We start from the raw sequence: 17,189 nt of genomic DNA, 5'->3' as shown, positions 1-17,189 counted from the left end.
CAATGTGTGGAATAGTAGCTGCGACGGCGCGGCGCGAAGTATCAGAAATTCTCCTCGAGGGATTACGGCGCCTTGAGTATCGTGGCTATGACTCCGCAGGTATGGCGCTCATCGACAATGAGCATCGGCTGCAATTACATAAGTACCAGGGCAAGGTGGCTGCGCTGGAAGAGGCTCAAACCCTTAATCCTATCCTTGGCTGTACGGGCATTGCGCATACACGCTGGGCGACTCACGGCCAGCCGTCGGCGGCGAATGCTCATCCGCATATTTCGGGGCAACGGGTGGCTGTTGTTCACAACGGAATCATTGAAAATCATCAGGTTTTGCGTGAAGAGCTGCGTGAGGCCGGCTATGACTTCGTCTCTGCAACAGACACCGAAGTAGTTGTTCACTTACTCCATAGCAAAGTAAATGAAGGCCTCAGCCTGTTTGAGGCAATGCGTTACACGGTGTCGCGGCTCCACGGCGCCTACGCTCTTGCCGCTATCGATACGCACTGCCCAGAAGAGGTTGTAGCCGCTCGTTCCGGAAGTCCGTTGGTGGTTGGCGTTGGCATTGGTGAGCACTTTTTGGCCTCGGACACTATGGCCCTTAGGCAGGTGACTGATCGGTTTATCTACCTTGATGAGGGTGATCTGGTTGTTTGTAGCGCTGCGGGGCTCGCTATCTATGACCTGCAGGGTGAGCCTGTGCAGCGGGAGATGAAGCGCATCTCTGGTGATATAGAAGATGCTGACTTAGGTGATTTTGAGCATTACATGCTCAAAGAAATTTATGAGCAGCCTCATGCCCTGGCCGCGACATTTGCAAAAGCCGTGGGTGAAAAAATCGATGACAGTATCTTTGGTGAGGGTGCTGCAGAAGCGTTTGCCAAAACCCGGGCCATTCAGATTGTGGCGTGCGGCACCAGTTATCACGCCGGTCTGGTAGCGCGCTATTGGCTGGAAGACATTGCCGGTATTCCCTGTCAGGTCGAGGTCGCGTCAGAATTTCGCTATCGAAAGCGCGTGGCCCACCCTGGCACCTTGTTAGTGACCATATCTCAAAGTGGTGAAACTGCCGACACACTTGCGGCGTTGCGCCATGCTGCGCCCGATGAATTCGTGGCCAGCCTGGTGGTGGCAAATGTGGATAACAGCTCACTGGTGCGCGAGAGCGACATGGCCTTTTTGACTCGTGCGGGTATCGAAATTGGCGTGGCATCGACCAAGGCCTTTACCACTCAGCTGGTTGGTTTTTTGATGCTCGCTCTAACTCTGGGTCGTCATCGTGGATTGAGTCCGGAGCGTGAGCAGGAGCTTGTTGATGGTTTGAGGCAGCTGCCTGACCTGGTTAAGCAAACGCTAAAAATTGATCCACAAATAGAAGCTATGTCCTCGGCGTTTATTCAAAAGCATCATGCCTTGTTTCTAGGCAGAGGTATTCAGTATCCCGTTGCTATGGAGGGGGCGCTAAAGCTTAAGGAAATTTCGTACATACACGCCGAAGCCTACCCCGCCGGAGAACTAAAGCACGGGCCTTTGGCCCTGGTTGATGCGGATATGCCCATTGTTGCTGTGGCACCCAACGATGATTTGCTGGACAAGCTCAAGTCCAACCTGGAAGAGGTGCGCTCCCGCGGCGGTGAGCTGTATGTGTTTGCGGATGTGGACGCAGGCTTCAAAGATGAGCCCGGGGTGCACGTGCTAGCTATGCCCCATACACCCGAGATATTGCAGCCAGTGATTTACACCGTGGCGCTGCAGTTATTGGCATATCACGTAGCCCTACAAAAAGGCACTGATGTGGATAAGCCGAGAAACCTGGCGAAGTCCGTCACCGTTGAGTGAGTATTTTGCCAGTTATTGTTGTGAGTCTGTGCTGCTATTGAGTTGATTGTTACCTCGCTTGTTCTATGTAGGCCAAGGCCGTTATCGCGTGATACGTGGTGTTTTCATAAGGCACGGTTACGGGCTCGGGATCTACTATCTCAATGGGGATACCCCGCGCCATGGCGGTTTCCAAGGCCATCATGGTGATGTTTACACTGAAGGATGTGCCCATAAACACCATGCGCGTCGCGTCGCGCATACGCCTTTGTGCTTCCGATATGCGGTACAGCTCTGTGTAGTATTCATCAAAGAGCAGTACGAAGGGTTTGTAGGACTCATTGATCTTGGGACGACCACTGATCTTGAAAACCTCAAGAAGGCTGCCATCGAGCTGTTCTTCGTCTATCTCATCCCAAGGGGTGGTGGTGGGAGTGATTTGATCGGCAGAGTTTTGATCATGGAAGAGAGTCATTTGATCTAGACGGCCATGGATAGCGATGTAGGACTGGTTGCCAGCCTTGCCATCCAGGCCATCGATGTTTTGGGTAATCAAGTCTTTGTCGGCAAGCCAGTAATGCACGGCATTGGGTCCATGATCGCGGTAAGTCGCAAAACGCTGGTAGTACCAACGCAGGAACTGCAGCGTGTGGCCTTGGTACATGGCGCGCGTCGCCATTTCCTGTGGCGTGTAGTTGCGACTGCCAATGGTCCAAAAGCCGTCCTCGCCTCTAAAGGTAGGAATGCCGCTCTCGGCGCTCACGCCTGCGCCGGTGATGTAGAGGGTTGTCATCTAGTTTTGCGACCCGAACCACAATTTCTTGTTTCAAGTTAGCAACTTAGCAACGAACCCGCTAGTGTCTAGGCTGGCACTGCGTGGTATGCGCTGTTTAACAAAGCTGGTAACGCGCGGCAGAGCCTTCCCGGTTAAAGGGAGAGCACGAAATGAAGAAAGGTGGAGATACAATGACGGATATGGCAGTTCCGACGCAGCAGCGTAGTGGTCACAAGGAAGCCCTTAGCAAGCATGAGCAGGCAACGGTGTCTGCTATTTGCAGCCGCGTGGTACGAGTTCTGGGTCTTCAGGATTGTGAGGGTCTTCGGCAGGATATTGTTATTGTGCAATCAAACTGTCCCATAGATCTGGATGCTCTTGCCGCCGCTCCGGACAAGGTCTTTATGGATGAGTTACTGACCATTGTCGATTCCACTGATCGGACCACGGGCTCGCTCAAGGCCAGCTTTTACTCACGCTTTATGCTCGATGCACCGACCCTTACACTGGTCTGAGTTTCTTACTCGGAGGCGCTATGAGCGCATTAAAGACCTTTCACGGCGGCTGTCACTGCTCAGATGTTCGTTTTAGTGTGCAGGCACCAGATAGTGTAGAGCTTGAGCGCTGCAACTGTTCTATCTGCAGCATGGGCGGCTATTTGCATCTGATCGTGCCCGCCTCACGCTTCCAACTATTGCAAGGCAAAGAGAAGTTAAGCTGTTACCAGTTCAATTCAGGTATCGCCAAACACTACTTTTGTAAAACCTGTGGCATCAAACCCTTTTATATCCCGCGCTCAAACCCCGATGGGGTCGACGTTAACGTTAACTGCCTGGACGAAAAGCCGTCGCAGATGACCATAGTTGAGTTTGATGGGGATGACTGGGAAGCAAACGCCCATACCCTCGCGCATAAGTCACAAGAGTAATCAGCGCCGATAAGCCGATCTTACTTGTTGGCGGCTTTGTAAGCTCGCAGTGAGACGTTAAATTCCCCCGCAACCGCTTCTTCAGCAGACACGGCCGCGTTATAAGCGTTGATCGACTTTGTATATTGCGCGCGAGCTTCTGCTTTTTTGGTACCGTCTTGGGAATTCTTTGCTGTGGTTTCTGCTGCAGAGTATTCGCGTTCCAGGCACTGCATGTACTCCATGTTGCTTGCCTGAAAAGCCTTTACGGCTTTTTGTCCGGCCAACATTGCCTCCATAGAAGCTTTTGAGCCATCAGGCATTTTAGGTCTAGTGGGCTGACTACATGTCTCGTCGGCCAGCACAGACTTCGACGAAAATACTGCGGTACTGAGATACACACTAAGCACCGCGGCAAATAGCGAAAAGAATTGAAGTCGTTTAGAGCCGAATAAGGTGTTATTCATGATGAAGTACCTGTCGTTTTCAGTTTTTTCCTACCCATAGCCTGGGAAGCTGATATTGCCGTTCTAGCGCGGTGGCAACACGCTCGGCGGAATCCTGACTTGAAAGCCCAATCACCCTCACCCGATACAGGGTCTTGTTTGCAGCAGTTGCTGTTTGCACGATCACCTCACCGCTTTCTACATCCAGCTTGTTGGCCCAGCGCTGTGCAATGGTTCGATCCGCATAAGACCCAAAGTTCACAAACCAGGGTCCTTTGGCTGCAGCGCTACTCGCTGAACTTGCGGTTGATTGCGCTGCTGCTTGTTTCTTCGCTGCGGCCTGCTGTGCCGCCCGCTCGGCGGCAGCTTTCGCCGCGGCTTCTTCTTGCGCACGTTTTTCTGCCGCCGCACTAATTTGGGCAGCTTGTGTTGCCTCAAGTTCCGCTAACTGCTGTGCAAGAGCGCTATTTTCTGCGCTAAGGGCTTCCAGCTCTGTACTCAGCGACTCATTCTGTAACTGGATCTGCCTTTGTCTTTCACGCTCCGCCTGCGCTTCTTCAGGACTGATGGTAGTAGCCAGCTTGGCCTGCAGATCACGGATTTCTGCCTGCATATCGCCGCGTTGTTGCATGACGCCATAGCCACCGATGCCCAGCAGTACCAATGCGACACCTACAACCGCAATCATCCCCAGAGGAAATGCCCGGCTTTCTTCCTGTGCGGTGGTTTGTACTGTTCGCACGGCTGCGTGACTTGATTCGGAGTCCAATTCTTTCGCCTCACTGGCATCATAGGGAGCAGCTCTTTCGACGCTGCTTGCCGCGATAGTCGCTGTGGCCAGCATGGGCACATCGAATTCGTCCTCAAAATCATCAACCTCCGGAAGCTCTTCTTCCTCCGGGGGATCAAGGTCGTTCAGAAAATCGTCGACAAACTCTTCCTCAAAACCCTCTTCTGTTTCGTCAAAGGCTTCATTTTGCTCCGGCAGTGGTTTGTCGTTGTTTTCATCGTCAAGGATAAAATCCCCGGCTGGAAGGTCAGGCTCGTCGTAGCTGTCGGCTGCCGAAACATCATCACCATCCACGACATCCGGCGCACTTGAATCGGCGCTTTCGTGCGCATCATCAAACACAGCGTCGTCGCTGCTGTGACTGCTAAAGGACAACAAGACCTCGTCATTGCTTTCATCGTTTGGGCTGTCCTGAACCTGTGAACGAGGGTCTGAATCCAGCTCAGGCTCGGACTCCTGTTCAAAAGCGTCGGTGGCAGCCCGTTGGTCCAATGCTTCCTTCTGTTGGCGTACCTCAGGCAGGTCCTCCAGGGGAGCATCAGGAGATGGCCAGTCGGCGAGGGGGTCTTCCAGTTCGCTGGAAAATGCGGCATAGCCGGGATCTACGTTCTCGGGCTCATCGCTGGAACCCGGGAATTCATCCCCATAGTCACTGTCAACAAATGGCGAGCTGCTATCGTCGTCGCGGTCTATGAAGAGCTCGCGATGCTCCTCGTCCTGTTTGTTGTTGCCCTCGTGTGAGGCACCAATTTGAGGGTCTTTATCGTCTTCTGCCATGAACTTTAGCTACCGGCTGTGGCTCGCTGTCGATAGTAGCAGAGCGTAAGCAGTCCTGCCCTTTTTCGTGAGTGCAGCAAGGGAAGCGGTTAGAATGTGCGCATGGACGTAAGTGATATTTTGACAGGGTTAAACGACGCGCAACGCGACGCCGTGGCGGCGGACAGCGGCAATATGTTGGTGCTCGCAGGAGCGGGGTCAGGAAAGACCCGTGTTTTGGTGCATCGCATTGCCTGGCTCATTCGCGCCGAAGGTTTGTCGCCCCATGCGGTGCTGTCCGTTACATTTACCAATAAAGCGGCTCGGGAGATGCGGGGACGCATCGAACACATGCTGCAAATACCCACGCATAGCATGTGGGTGGGTACGTTTCATGGTCTGGCTCACCGATTACTCAAGACCCATTGGAAAGAGGCTCGCCTTCCCCAGAACTTTCAGATTCTCGACAGCGATGATCAGCTCCGGCTGGTAAAGCGGGTGTGTAGAGAGCTCCAGCTCGATGAGTCCCGGTGGCCGCCCAAGCAAGCGCAGTGGTACATCAATGCCCAGAAGGATGAGGGTCTTCGCGCAGCGCATATTGAGCCGCCTTTGGGTGATTTGTATATCAAAACCATGTTGCGTGTGTACGCGGCTTATGAAGAAGCTTGCGAGCGGGGCGGCATGGTTGATTTTGCCGAGCTGCTCCTGCGAGCCCACGAGCTGTGGCTTAAAGCGCCGGAGGTGCTGGCGCATTATCAGGGACGCTTTCGTCAGATATTGGTAGATGAGTTTCAGGATACCAACACCATTCAGTATGCATGGCTGCGAGTCCTGGCGGGTGATCAGATACCCGTGGTTGCGGTGGGTGATGACGATCAGTCCATCTACGGTTGGCGCGGCGCCAAGATCGAAAATATTCAGCGTTTTGGTGAAGACTTTGGCGGCACTCAGGTTGTGCGTCTGGAGCAGAACTATCGATCCACCCAGACAATTTTGCAGGCCGCCAACGGCGTTATTGCTAACAACAGTGGTCGGCTGGGTAAGGAGCTATGGAGCTCTGGCGAGACCGGGGACCCGGTGCAGCTGTACGCGGGCTTCAATGAGCAGGACGAGGCGCGATTTATTGTTGAGCAAATCGAAAGCTGGGTGAATAACGGCCAGACTCGTCGCTCTGCTGCGATTTTATACCGCTCCAATGCGCAATCTCGCGTTTTGGAGGAGGCACTATTGCGTAGTGGCCTGCCCTACCGCATTTATGGCGGTCAACGCTTCTATGAACGTTTGGAAATTCGCAACGCCATGGCCTATTTGAGGCTTCTGGTCAGTCGGGGCGACGATGCGGCCTTTGAGCGGGTGATTAATACGCCGCCCAGAGGTATCGGCAGCAAGACTCTGGATATATTGCGCGCAACCGCCCGAGAGAACCAAATCTCGTTGTGGCAGGCCATACAAACCTGCCAGGAGCATAAATTGCTTCCCGCCCGAGCGCTAACGGCCATGGACGGATTTCGGGTCCTGGTCGATGAACTCGATACGCTCACCGATCCGATGACTCTGGAGGAGCTGGTGGATCAAATGGTGCGCCGCTCGGGTTTGATCGCGTATCACGAGAAAGAGAAGGGTGAAAAAGGCCTCGCCCGGGTAGAAAACCTCGAAGAGCTGGTGAGCGCTGCGCGAACCTTTGTTCCCGAGAGCGACGAGCTATCGCCTTTGCAGCAGTTTGTGGATAGCGCGGCACTGGATGCCGGCGAAGGTCAGGCTGATCCCCACGAAGACAGCGTTCAGTTAATGACTTTGCACTCTGCTAAGGGCTTGGAGTTTCCCCTGGTGTTTTTAGCAGGCATGGAAGAGAACCTGTTCCCCCACCGCATGTCCATTGAGGAGCCCGGTCGTCTCGAGGAAGAGCGACGTCTTTGCTATGTGGGTATCACCCGGGCTATGGAGCGCTTGATTCTCACCTACGCGGAGAGCCGCCGTTTACACGGCAGTGACAGCTATAACCCCCCCTCGCGGTTTGTGCGCGAAATACCTTCTGAGCTCGTGAATGAGGTGCGATTGCAGACGAAGATTAGTCGCCCGGTCAGTCAGCTGTCGGGTAGCACGCCAGCTGCAGATACCGGGCTTAATTTAGGTCAGCGGGTGTATCACCAGATGTTTGGCGAGGGCGTTGTACTGAACTTCGAGGGTCGGGGTAGTAACGCCAGGGTAGAGGTTAACTTCGCCTCTGAAGGAACAAAATGGTTGGTGGTGCAGTATGCAAAACTACAGGCGCTTTAGCGGCGCAGCTTAGACAATCGAGCCAGAAAATTTCCGGCAAGCAAATCAAATAAGAACCCTTAAAAAGGGGGTTGGGGTAAAAGCAAATGAGCAAATCACAGGGAGTTAATCGCGAGGCTCTGGCAGTTTTACTGCTCGCAGCAGCGCTGGTATTGCTCATTGCACTGTGGGCCTTTGAGCGCGTTAGCAGCGATCGCGCGGCCGGACCCGGTAATGCCGGCGAGCTAGGCCAGGGTGGAGAGCGTATCGAATGGAAGCTTGTGACTACCTGGCCCAAGAATCTTCCGGGCCTTGGTCACACGCCGGAAGTGTTCGCGCAGATGATTCGCGAGATGAGCGCAGGACGCATGGATGTTCGCGTCTATGGCGCCGGCGAGATCGTCCCTCCCTTTGAAGTCTTTGATGCGGTGTCATCCGGCGTTGCGCAGGTAGGCCATGGGGCGAGTTATTACTGGAAAGGCAAAATTCCCTCTTCGGTCTTTTTTACTGCTGTTCCCTTCGGCATGACCGTGCAGGAAATGAACGGCTGGCTACATTATGGCGGCGGTATGGAGCTCTGGCAGGAAGTGTACGCCCCGGCGGGTCTTGTACCCTTTGCCGGCGGTAGCACCGGCGTGCAAATGGCCGGATGGTTTAATCGAGAGATCAAGTCCCTGGAGGACCTTAAAGGTTTGCGTATGCGTATTCCGGGTCTGGCGGGCGAGGTATTTAGCGAAGCCGGTGGCGAGGCCGTGCGTATCCCTGGCGGTGAGGTCTACACGGCTTTGCAGACCGGTGTGATTGACGCCGTGGAATGGGTTGGACCCTACAACGACCTGGCTCTGGGACTTCATGAAATTGCCGAGTTCTACTACTACCCCGGGTGGCATGAACCGGGCTCTATGTTGGAGTTCATCGTCAATGAAGACGCCCTGGAGGCGCTCCCGGATGACCTACAGGCGATTGTTCGCTACGCCGCGCGGGCCGCCAATCAGGACATGCTGGATGAATTCACGGCCCGTAATAACCGCGCCCTTCGCGAGATGATAGATGAGCACAACGTCAAGCTCAGGCGCCTGCCGGACGACGTACTGCAGGCCCTGTATCGCGGAAGCGAAAAGGCGATGGCAAAGCTGATAGCAGACGATCCAATGGCGGCAAAGGTAAATGCCTCGTTTCAGGCATTTTTGACCGATGTGCGGGCGTATCACGAGATTTCTGAGCAGTCTTATATCAATGCGCGCCGTGATCTCATGGGGCCGCTAATCAAAGAGTAGGGCTGGAACTCGGGCGCGGGGCAGAGCGCCCTGGGCGCCCAGACATACTCAATTGTGAGTAATTGTTCGAGTGCGTCGCTGCTCATCAATGGCAACAAACACAAACTCCCCCTCTGTCACTTTGATGGGTTCGCCATCGTGGGGAGAGTTGATCCATACCTCAACCATAATACGAACGGATGATCTTCCGATCTCAATAACATCGCAGTAGCACGACACCACGGCACCCACATGCACCGGCGTAATAAAAGCCATGCCATCAATAGCCACTGTAGCCACCCTGCCCTTGGCAACTTCTCCTGCGGTGATTGCACCGGCAAGATCCATTTGCGACAGCAACCAGCCACCAAAGATATCCCCCGAGGCATTGGTGTCTTTAGGCATGGCAATGGTTTGCAGGGCGAGCTCGCCCTGGGGCAATGGTGTGGAATCTATGTCGCTCATGGTCTGTGGTTCTGCTTTATTTGATGAAGTTTTGTGTGGCTCTCGGTTCCAGGTCAACGATGACCCCAAGCGTCATCATAGCTGCGAGGGCAGCCAGGTAGCCAGAGATGGCCAGAGCCAAAGTGCGGCTAAAACCAGCAGCTGGATCACAATAAAGGGTATCACGCCCCGGTAGATAGCGGAGGTAGGCACGCTGTCTGGAGCGACACCACGAAGATAAAAAAGCGCGAACCCAAAGGGCGGCGTTAAAAACGACGTTTGCAGGTTAATGGCTATCATGATGCCAAGCCATACGGGATCTACGCCCATAAGCAGCAAAATCGGGCCGACGATGGGGACCACCACAAAGGTAATCTCGATAAAGTCGAGCACAAAGCCCAGCGCAAAAATCACCACCATCACTAATAGTGTGGCAGAAAACACTCCCCCGGGGAGGTCGGCAAAAAATGTCTGAATGAGTTCTTCGCCACCAAAGCCCCGGAAAACCAGCGAAAACACCGCCGCTCCAATAAGTATCATGAAAACCATAGCGGTGGTTTCCAGGGTGCTGGTGACAATTTCCTGAAGCTTTGGACGGTTGATTTCACCGCGCAGTGCTGCCAACAACAGCGCACCGGTAGCACCTACACCAGCGGCTTCTGTGGGGGTTGCAGCTCCTGCGAGTATGGATCCCAGCACTACTGCAATCAGGATCAGGGGTGGGATCAAACCATGAAATAGCGTCCTCCAGGACATGGTGCGGGTTTGCGCGGGCGGCACACTCTCTGGGCGAAACAGCGCCATGCCCAATATGTAGATGCAATAAAGACTGACCAGCAGTAATCCCGGGATGATAGCGCCCACAAAAAGATCCCCCACCGATACGGTTTGAGGGTTGAATACATTAAGTTGCAGCTGCGCTTGCTGATAAGCGCTCGACAGAATGTCACCCAGTAGGACTAGAGCAATAGAGGGTGGAATAATTTGCCCGAGGGTTCCGGTGGCGCAAATCGTCCCGGTCGCAACACTCGGTGAGTAGCCTGCGCGCAGCATACTGGGCAGTGACAGTAAGCCCATGGTGACCACTGTTGCGCCAACAATACCGGTACTTGCCGCCAGTAGCATACCCACGAGTACCACGGAGATAGCCAAACCTCCCGGTAAGCGACCCAGCAGTGCCGACATGCTTTCAAGTAGTTCTTCGGCCACCTTTGATTTTTCGAGAGTCACGCCCATCATCACAAACAGGGGTACCGCGATGAGCGTGACATTACTGATGGTGCCGAACAGCCTCCCCGGTAATGCCTCTAAAAATGCCGGATCAAAGGTACCGGCGATAGTACCTACCGCAGCAAAGAGTAGAGCGGTACCGGCCAGAGTAAATGCCACGGGATAACCCAGCATTAACAAGCCACAGACGGCCGCGAACATCCAAAGAGCAATAGAGCCTTCCATCAGTGACTCTCGTGACGAATTAAGTTGCGGGCGTTGCGCAAAATATCAGCGATACCGGCTATGGCCAAATTGATCGCCATAAGCGGTAGCAGCGTTTTGAGGACATACATGTAGGGAATGCCACCCGGTTCCGGGGAGCTCTCACGAATCTTCCAGGCATCACCCACGTAGCCCCAACTGACAATCACAATTACCGCACACAGCGGTAGCAAAAAGACGATGCCGCCCAGGGCATCGACCCACGCCCGCTGGCGAGTGCTGAACTGGCGATAAAAGATATCTACCCGAACGTGGCCGCCCGATGTGAGAGCGTAGGCGACGCCGAGCATAAAAAGACTACCGTGCAGATAAGTGACGGCTTCCTGCATCGCGATGGAGCCGGTAGAAAACCCGTAGCGTAAAATGACGATAGCGGCAGTCAGCAGTGCCATGGCCAGGGCGCACCAAGCAAGCAGGCGTCCAAACAGCAGCGTAAAGCGGTCAACCGTCTGTATCAGAGACGCCCAGTTAAGCACTTGTTGACTGCCTTTCTTAATGCCGGAAGGCGAGGGTATCATAGCCCACCGCGAGGTCTCTTCTTTACCGAATACACTGAGTACCCAGCTAAAACACGAATCACAACTCACTTCATCAGTTAGCAAGGATACTGGCAATGCTGAGCGTTATATCACCGGCCAAAACTCTCGATTTTGACTCGCCCGTTACCACTCGCAAGGCGACGCAACCGGAGTTTCTGGAGCGCTCCCAAGCGCTCATAGAGGACGCTCGACGCTTAGATCCCGCGGACATTCGATCCTTGATGGGCGTATCCGAAAACATCGCGGCGCTGAATCATCAGCGTTTTATGGACTGGCATCAGCCTTTTGACAAAGATAATGCTCGCCAGGCGATCCTCGCTTTTAAGGGCGACGTTTACACAGGCCTTGAGGCCGAGACCATGGACGCCAAGCAGCTGACCTATGCCCAAAAACATCTTCGTATTCTGTCCGGGCTGTATGGGTTGCTGCGGCCCCTGGATCTTATGCAGGCCTATCGTTTAGAGATGGGACTGAAGTTTGCCAACAATGGCGGTAAGAACCTCTATGAATTTTGGGGAGAGTCTTTGACCGAGAGTCTTAACAAGCAGTTAAAAAAGACCGGTACTGCTGTCCTGCTTAACTTGGCATCCAATGAATATTTCAAGGCCGTTAAGCCCGGGGCACTAGAAGCAGAAGTGGTTACGCCGGTTTTTAAGGACCTCAAAAACGGCAAGTACAAAATTATCAGCTTCTTTGCGAAAAAGGCTCGGGGGCAGATGGCGCGATACATCATCGATAAAGAAATCAACGATGTGGCGGCGCTCAAGAAATATCGCGTTGCTGGTTACCGCTACAACGCGGCTGAGTCATCAGCGCGCGAGCTGGTGTTTACCCGGGACGAAGCACCCAAGAGCTAGCTTCGGCTAACACGCTGAGCAAAAACCCTCACTACAGTTATAACAATGACAGGGAATGAACAATGAGCTTAGATACGAGCGCAGAACCGAGCGCAGGAACATCCGCCCATCAGGTAGTCATTATTGGCGCGGGCATGTCCGGTCTGTGTATGGGTATCAAGCTTCGAGAGCGCGGCATCACCGATTTTGTGATTCTTGAGAAGTCCCCCGAGGTCGGTGGTACCTGGTACGACAATACCTACCCTGGCGCCTGCTGTGACGTGGCCTCAGTGTTGTACAGCTACTCTTTTGCACCCAATCCTGATTGGTCCCACAAGTTTTCGCCGCACAACGAGATTAAGGCTTACTTTCAGCGCTGTGCCCAGGAGTTTGGTCTGCTCCCGCATCTGCGTTTGAGTACGCAAGTCGAGCATGCGCAGTGGCAGGAAGATACCGGTCTTTGGGAGATTCGTCTTGCCAATGGCGAAACACTGACGGCACGCAGCGTGGTCAGTGGCTTGGGCCAGCTAAATCGACCGAACATTCCGGACTTTGCTGGCCGCGACAGCTTTACTGGGCACGCTTTTCACTCAGCACGCTGGGATCACGATTATGATCTGAGCGGCAAACGTGTGGCGGTAATCGGAAACGCAGCCAGCGCCCTACAGTTTATTCCGCATATCGCCAAAGAGGTTGAGCAGCTGTACGTCTATCAACGCAGCGCAAACTACGTAATCAAGCGCGATGACCGAGCCTACAAGGACTGGGAGAAGTGGGTCTTCCGCTATGTGCCCTTTGCACAAAAAGCGGCGCGGGCCATGGTGTACTTCCGTGGTGAGTGGTTGTTTTACCCAGTGCTGCGCAACAGTTCTACATGGCTGCTTAAACAGTGGGAAAAGTGGTGCAAGGAGTATCGCGAAGAAGAAATCCCAGACCAGGAGCTTCGCGACAAGCTAACCCCTGATTACCGTCTGGGCTGTAAGCGCATTCTGATTTCTGATGATTTTTACGGAGCCTTTGTCAGAGATAACGTTGAGTTGGTTACCTCCCCCATCACCGGCATGGGTGAAGACAGTGTTCGCACCGAAGACGGCGTCGATCGGCCGGTCGATGCAGTTATTTATGCCACCGGATTTAAGACCTCCGAGATGCACAGTGCTGTGGACTTTAAGGGCGAAAACGGCGTGTCGCTGCAAGAAGCCTGGCGCGACGGTGCAGAAGCCTATCGTGGGGTTTGTACCCATGGCTTCCCTAACTTTTTTATGTTGTATGGACCTAACACCAACCTGGGCAGTAACTCGATCATTTTTATGGTGGAACGTCAGGTCGACTATGTTGTTAATTGTATCGACAAGCTGTTGAGTCATGAGTTGCGAGCCTTGGATATCAACCAGAGCGTGCAGATGGCTTATAGCGAGCGCATGCAGGGCGAGCTTGCGCAAACGGTTTGGGTGGCGAGCTGCGAGAGTTGGTATAAGAACGCCGCGGGTAAAGTGACCAACAACTGGCCTCGATCAACCTTGGCCTACTGGTGGCATATGCGCAGCCCGGACTTTGCTGACTTTGATATGCGCGTTTAGCGATCGTGGATCTGCCTTTTTCTCAGGCCGCAGAAAACAATCGCGAACCTATTCTGGATCAGCTGCAGCGGCTTTTGGTTGATGCCGGCTCCGTGTTGGAAATTGGCGCCGGCACCGGCCAACACGCTTGTGCCTTCGCGGCTGCAATGCCGCACTTACAGTGGCAGCCCAGCGAGCATCCCATGTCACTGGATACCTTGCGCCCCCGCTGCGAGTTGGCAGGCTTAGACAATCTCCTATCACCGATCACCTTGGATATATGTCAGACCACCTGGCCTTCACCCTGGCCCGATGCGGTTTACACCGCTAATACGCTGCACATCGTGTCCAAAGAGTTGGTGCAAGCCCTGTTCAACGTTTGTGCCGCTCAGGCAACATCGAATTCGCAGCTGATCGTCTATGGGCCCTTTAACTATGGGGGGCAGTACACCTCAGAATCCAATGCTAACTTTGATATCTGGTTAAAAGATCGTGACACCGATAGCGGTATTCGCGATTTTGAATGGGTGGATTCTCTTGCTGCAAACGCCGGCTATGCTTTGCAGGAAGATATTGCGATGCCTGCTAATAATCGCCTGGTGCTGTGGCAAAAGCGTTAAGGTCGCCCATTCGATCTGCTGTTGAAAGGCGCGACATTACGGTTTCACTAGGGAGCGTAGTAGTAATACTTCCCGGCATAGGTCGGAATCGTTGTGTATTTCGAATGCAGGAACTCAGCTACGTCAATTAACTGGGCAACACTCATATCCCCGGTGAAGTTCGGCATTGGAGACGCCTCAATATCTTTTTCACCGGTGGGGGGCTGATACCTCGACGATATACGATGATCTGGAATCACTATCGATGTCAGCAAGTCACCATAATGCTTTACATAGCGTATATTTCCACCGAGCTTAACTTGAATTTTTGAATCCTGCGGCTGTTGAATATCCGAGTCAGCAACCGTGTGACACTGCGCGCAGCCCATTTCTACGAATACCATTGCGCCCTTTTCTATGTCGCCATCCGGGAGGACGAACCCTTTTACCGGGGGTTTTTCTCCAGAGCATGCACTCAGTAAAACGCCTCCAAAAACCGCGATCAGCCACCTGAAGCGCATTGCTTTTATTGCTATGTTCATAGGCTCCCCCTCATCACAAACTTAGCCGCTTTTTGTAAATAATCCAGAAAGCTCTGCAAGTCTGTATTGATGCGGATCAAGACAACTGTCTTTAGTTGCCAGAAGCGTCTTAGTGGTCTTGCGATTCCTTGAAGGGGAGCAGGCTCATCGCATCTTTACGGTACTGCTCCACGTGCGCCTGTTCCTGCTGCGTAAAGTTGCCCACGGCGGCATCAAGTTCAGGGCTCGCCACCCAATGGCATGACAAAGTGGTAGTCGGTTCAAATCCGCGCTGGATCTTGTGTTCGCCCTGGGCTCCGGGATCAAAACGCTTGAGTCCGTGACGAATACAATAGTCGATACCCTGATAGTAGCAGGTCTCAAAGTGAAGGCAGTCATACTCGCGGCTACAGCCCCAGTAGCGGCCGTATAGAGTTTCACCATCGCAAAAGTACAGTGCACCGGCTACGGGGACGCCGTCTATCTCGGCCAGTGCCATGAGCACCTGCTCTCCCATGTTGGCTGCCACCTCTAAAAAGAACTCCCGGGTGAGGTATCCGCCATGACCGCTTCTTTTTGCGTAGGTCATCTGGTAAAAGCGATGAAACACCGTCCAGTCATCTTCGCTTAACTCGGTGCCGTTGCGCATGGTAAGCGTTAAACCCTGCTCGCTTACGCGACGACGCTCTCGACGAAGGGATTTGCGTTTGCGACTGGAGAAGGTATCCAGAAAATCATCAAAGCTCTCATAGCCACGGTTGTACCAATGAAACTGCACTTGATGTCGGGTATGCATACCTGCTGCAGCGAGGGAGCGCGCGTCGTGGGCTTGTGGGAACAGCACGTGCCAGGATGAGACTCCCAAACGTTTAGCCAGTTCTGGCATTTGCTCACGAAAGGTCGCCCAAACAAACGATGCGTCAACGTCTTCGCCGTGCAGCAGACGAGGTCCCGTTGCCGGCGTGAAGGGAATCGCCGTAAGCAGCTTTGGGTAGTACTCCAAACCCATGCGCCGCCAGGCGTCCGCCCAGGCCCAGTCAAATACATACTCTCCATAAGAATGCGTTTTTAGCCAAGCCGGGAGTATTGCAAGGGTGCGGCTCTGGTCTTTAAGGCGTAAGTGCGCGGGCTCCCACCCGGCTGCAGCGGTCGTGCAGCCCGCCTGCTCTAGCCCCAGCAAAAAGTCATGACGTAAAAAAGGGTAGTCATCCCGGCGCAGTGCTTCCCACTCGGCGGCGGGGATATCGGCAACAGAGCCAAGCACCTCTAGTTGGAGGTTCATGAGAGGTTTAGCTGGCTCAAGCCTGGATCGCGTAGCTGGCAACAATGCCCGTAAAAACGGTTAAGCCGACCCAGTTGTTGTGGAGAAATGCTTGGAAACATGCGGCCTCATCGCGTTCGCGAATCAAGTAAAGGTGATAGGCAAACAGCCCGGCCGCAATCAACAAAGACAGATAGTAGGGCCAAGCCAGGCCGAACTCTCTGCCCGCTAGGGCCAATGCTGTAAGACACAGTACTTGTAATACGGCGATAACACTGCGATCGGACTCCCCGAACAGGATGGCGGTGCTCTTTATGCCGATTTCGAGGTCATATCTACGATCTACCATGGCGTATTTTGTGTCATAGACCACGGTCCACAACACATTGCCCGTGAACAGCAGCCATAGCGGCGCAGGCAAACTACCTTGCTGGGCCGCAAATGCCATGGGAATGGACCAGGAAAACGCGAGACCTAGAACTACCTGTGGAAGATGGGTGTAGCGCTTCATCAGGGGGTAGCACGACGCGAGGATTAAGGCAGGCACCGATAGCAGTATGGTCAGAAAATTGGTCATAAGCACCAAGCCAAAGGCCAGGAGACATAGCACTGCAAAAAATGCCAGCGCTTCGATTACTGTGACGTCCCCCGTGACAAGGGGTCGGTTCTGGGTGCGCTCTACGCTCCCGTCCAGATTTCGATCAGCCAAATCATTGATGATGCAGCCGGCGGAGCGCATAAGGAGCGTGCCCAGACCAAAAATCACTAAAAGTTTGATATCCGGTACACCCTCCGCCGCGATCCACAGCGCCCACAGGGTGGGCCAAAGCAACAGCAGTGTTCCGATGGGGCGATCCCAGCGAATCAGGCGCAGAAGCGCCGAAAGCTTGCTGGGCGGATCAGAAGGCAATGCGGTGCTGTTGCTCATGAATGGATTGC

17 protein-coding genes are annotated in these 17,189 nt (G+C 53.8%); 8 read left to right on the top strand and 9 right to left on the bottom strand.

What is annotated here, in order from left to right; translation table 11 throughout:
• The first annotated feature begins 2 nt into the window (after positions 1-2).
• Positions 3-1,832 (top strand): glutamine--fructose-6-phosphate transaminase (isomerizing), encoded by a 1,830-nt coding sequence (gene glmS, locus R0135_RS11675; RefSeq protein ID WP_407347031.1) that lies wholly within the window; start codon positions 3-5, stop codon positions 1,830-1,832.
• A gap of 49 nt (positions 1,833-1,881) precedes the next feature.
• Here glmS and R0135_RS11670 read toward each other — a convergent pair whose 3' ends face one another.
• Positions 1,882-2,604 carry an SIR2 family NAD-dependent protein deacylase gene (locus R0135_RS11670; protein ID WP_407347030.1) on the bottom strand — a complete coding sequence of 241 codons (723 nt, stop codon included), beginning with the start codon at positions 2,602-2,604 and terminating at the stop codon, positions 1,882-1,884.
• Between the two features lie 173 nt (positions 2,605-2,777).
• Between R0135_RS11670 and R0135_RS11665 the strand changes: the two genes are divergently transcribed.
• Positions 2,778-3,101 carry a hypothetical protein gene (locus R0135_RS11665; protein WP_407347029.1) on the top strand — a complete coding sequence of 108 codons (324 nt, stop codon included), beginning with the start codon at positions 2,778-2,780 and terminating at the stop codon, positions 3,099-3,101.
• Between the two features lie 20 nt (positions 3,102-3,121).
• Positions 3,122-3,514 (top strand): GFA family protein, encoded by a 393-nt coding sequence (locus R0135_RS11660; RefSeq protein ID WP_407347028.1) that lies wholly within the window; start codon positions 3,122-3,124, stop codon positions 3,512-3,514.
• Between the two features lie 20 nt (positions 3,515-3,534).
• On the opposite strand, the gene R0135_RS11655 is transcribed toward R0135_RS11660, so the two are convergent.
• Positions 3,535-3,960 (bottom strand): hypothetical protein, encoded by a 426-nt coding sequence (locus R0135_RS11655; protein WP_407347027.1) that lies wholly within the window; start codon positions 3,958-3,960, stop codon positions 3,535-3,537.
• A 19-nt stretch (positions 3,961-3,979) separates the two neighbouring features.
• Entirely contained in the window at positions 3,980-5,506 is a 1,527-nt protein-coding gene (locus R0135_RS11650) for an SPOR domain-containing protein (protein ID WP_407347026.1), read from the bottom strand.
• Positions 5,507-5,608: 102 nt separating this feature from the next.
• Between R0135_RS11650 and uvrD the strand changes: the two genes are divergently transcribed.
• The gene (gene uvrD, locus R0135_RS11645) at positions 5,609-7,762 is read left to right on the top strand and encodes a DNA helicase II (RefSeq protein WP_407347025.1); all 2,154 of its coding nucleotides are present in this window, start codon (positions 5,609-5,611) and stop codon (positions 7,760-7,762) included.
• 86 nt (positions 7,763-7,848) lie between these two features.
• Positions 7,849-9,018 (top strand): TRAP transporter substrate-binding protein, encoded by a 1,170-nt coding sequence (locus tag R0135_RS11640; RefSeq protein ID WP_407347024.1) that lies wholly within the window; start codon positions 7,849-7,851, stop codon positions 9,016-9,018.
• Between the two features lie 48 nt (positions 9,019-9,066).
• Here the strand turns inward: R0135_RS11640 and R0135_RS11635 are convergent, their stop codons facing one another.
• The 3 genes from R0135_RS11635 to R0135_RS11625 all read right to left on the bottom strand — a co-directional run bounded on the left by R0135_RS11635 (position 9,067) and on the right by R0135_RS11625 (position 11,411).
• The gene (locus tag R0135_RS11635; RefSeq protein ID WP_407347022.1) at positions 9,067-9,462 is read right to left on the bottom strand and encodes an acyl-CoA thioesterase; all 396 of its coding nucleotides are present in this window, start codon (positions 9,460-9,462) and stop codon (positions 9,067-9,069) included.
• A 75-nt stretch (positions 9,463-9,537) separates the two neighbouring features.
• The gene (locus R0135_RS11630; RefSeq protein ID WP_407347021.1) at positions 9,538-10,896 is read right to left on the bottom strand and encodes a TRAP transporter large permease subunit; all 1,359 of its coding nucleotides are present in this window, start codon (positions 10,894-10,896) and stop codon (positions 9,538-9,540) included.
• On the bottom strand, positions 10,896-11,411 hold the full coding sequence (locus tag R0135_RS11625) for a TRAP transporter small permease subunit (RefSeq protein ID WP_407347020.1): 516 nt from the start codon (positions 11,409-11,411) through the stop codon (positions 10,896-10,898). The genes R0135_RS11630 and R0135_RS11625 overlap by 1 nt, the downstream gene beginning before the upstream one ends.
• A gap of 137 nt (positions 11,412-11,548) precedes the next feature.
• Here R0135_RS11625 and yaaA point away from each other — a divergent pair, with 137 nt between their 5' ends.
• From yaaA to R0135_RS11610, 3 genes are all read left to right on the top strand, one after another.
• Positions 11,549-12,331: a peroxide stress protein YaaA gene (yaaA, locus tag R0135_RS11620; RefSeq protein WP_407347019.1), complete on the top strand. Its 783-nt coding sequence runs from the start codon at positions 11,549-11,551 to the stop codon at positions 12,329-12,331.
• Positions 12,332-12,393: 62 nt separating this feature from the next.
• A complete protein-coding gene (locus R0135_RS11615; protein ID WP_407347018.1) occupies positions 12,394-13,890 on the top strand; it encodes a flavin-containing monooxygenase in 1,497 nt (498 codons plus the stop codon).
• Positions 13,891-13,895: 5 nt separating this feature from the next.
• Positions 13,896-14,489: a DUF938 domain-containing protein gene (locus R0135_RS11610; RefSeq protein ID WP_407347017.1), complete on the top strand. Its 594-nt coding sequence runs from the start codon at positions 13,896-13,898 to the stop codon at positions 14,487-14,489.
• A 47-nt stretch (positions 14,490-14,536) separates the two neighbouring features.
• Here the strand turns inward: R0135_RS11610 and R0135_RS11605 are convergent, their stop codons facing one another.
• The 3 genes from R0135_RS11605 to ubiA all read right to left on the bottom strand — a co-directional run bounded on the left by R0135_RS11605 (position 14,537) and on the right by ubiA (position 17,178).
• Positions 14,537-15,010 (bottom strand): c-type cytochrome, encoded by a 474-nt coding sequence (locus R0135_RS11605; protein WP_407347016.1) that lies wholly within the window; start codon positions 15,008-15,010, stop codon positions 14,537-14,539.
• 109 nt (positions 15,011-15,119) lie between these two features.
• Entirely contained in the window at positions 15,120-16,271 is a 1,152-nt protein-coding gene (locus tag R0135_RS11600) for a GNAT family N-acetyltransferase (protein ID WP_407347015.1), read from the bottom strand.
• 16 nt (positions 16,272-16,287) lie between these two features.
• Positions 16,288-17,178 (bottom strand): 4-hydroxybenzoate octaprenyltransferase, encoded by an 891-nt coding sequence (ubiA, locus tag R0135_RS11595; protein ID WP_407347014.1) that lies wholly within the window; start codon positions 17,176-17,178, stop codon positions 16,288-16,290.
• Between the last annotated feature and the right edge of the window lie 11 nt (positions 17,179-17,189).

Origin of the sequence: Congregibacter variabilis (genome assembly GCF_045689235.1) — a bacterium.
GTDB classification, from domain to species: domain Bacteria; phylum Pseudomonadota; class Gammaproteobacteria; order Pseudomonadales; family Halieaceae; genus Congregibacter; species Congregibacter variabilis.
Note: the sequence above shows the minus strand (reverse complement) of the source record. Positions and strands in the feature narration are given on the sequence as shown.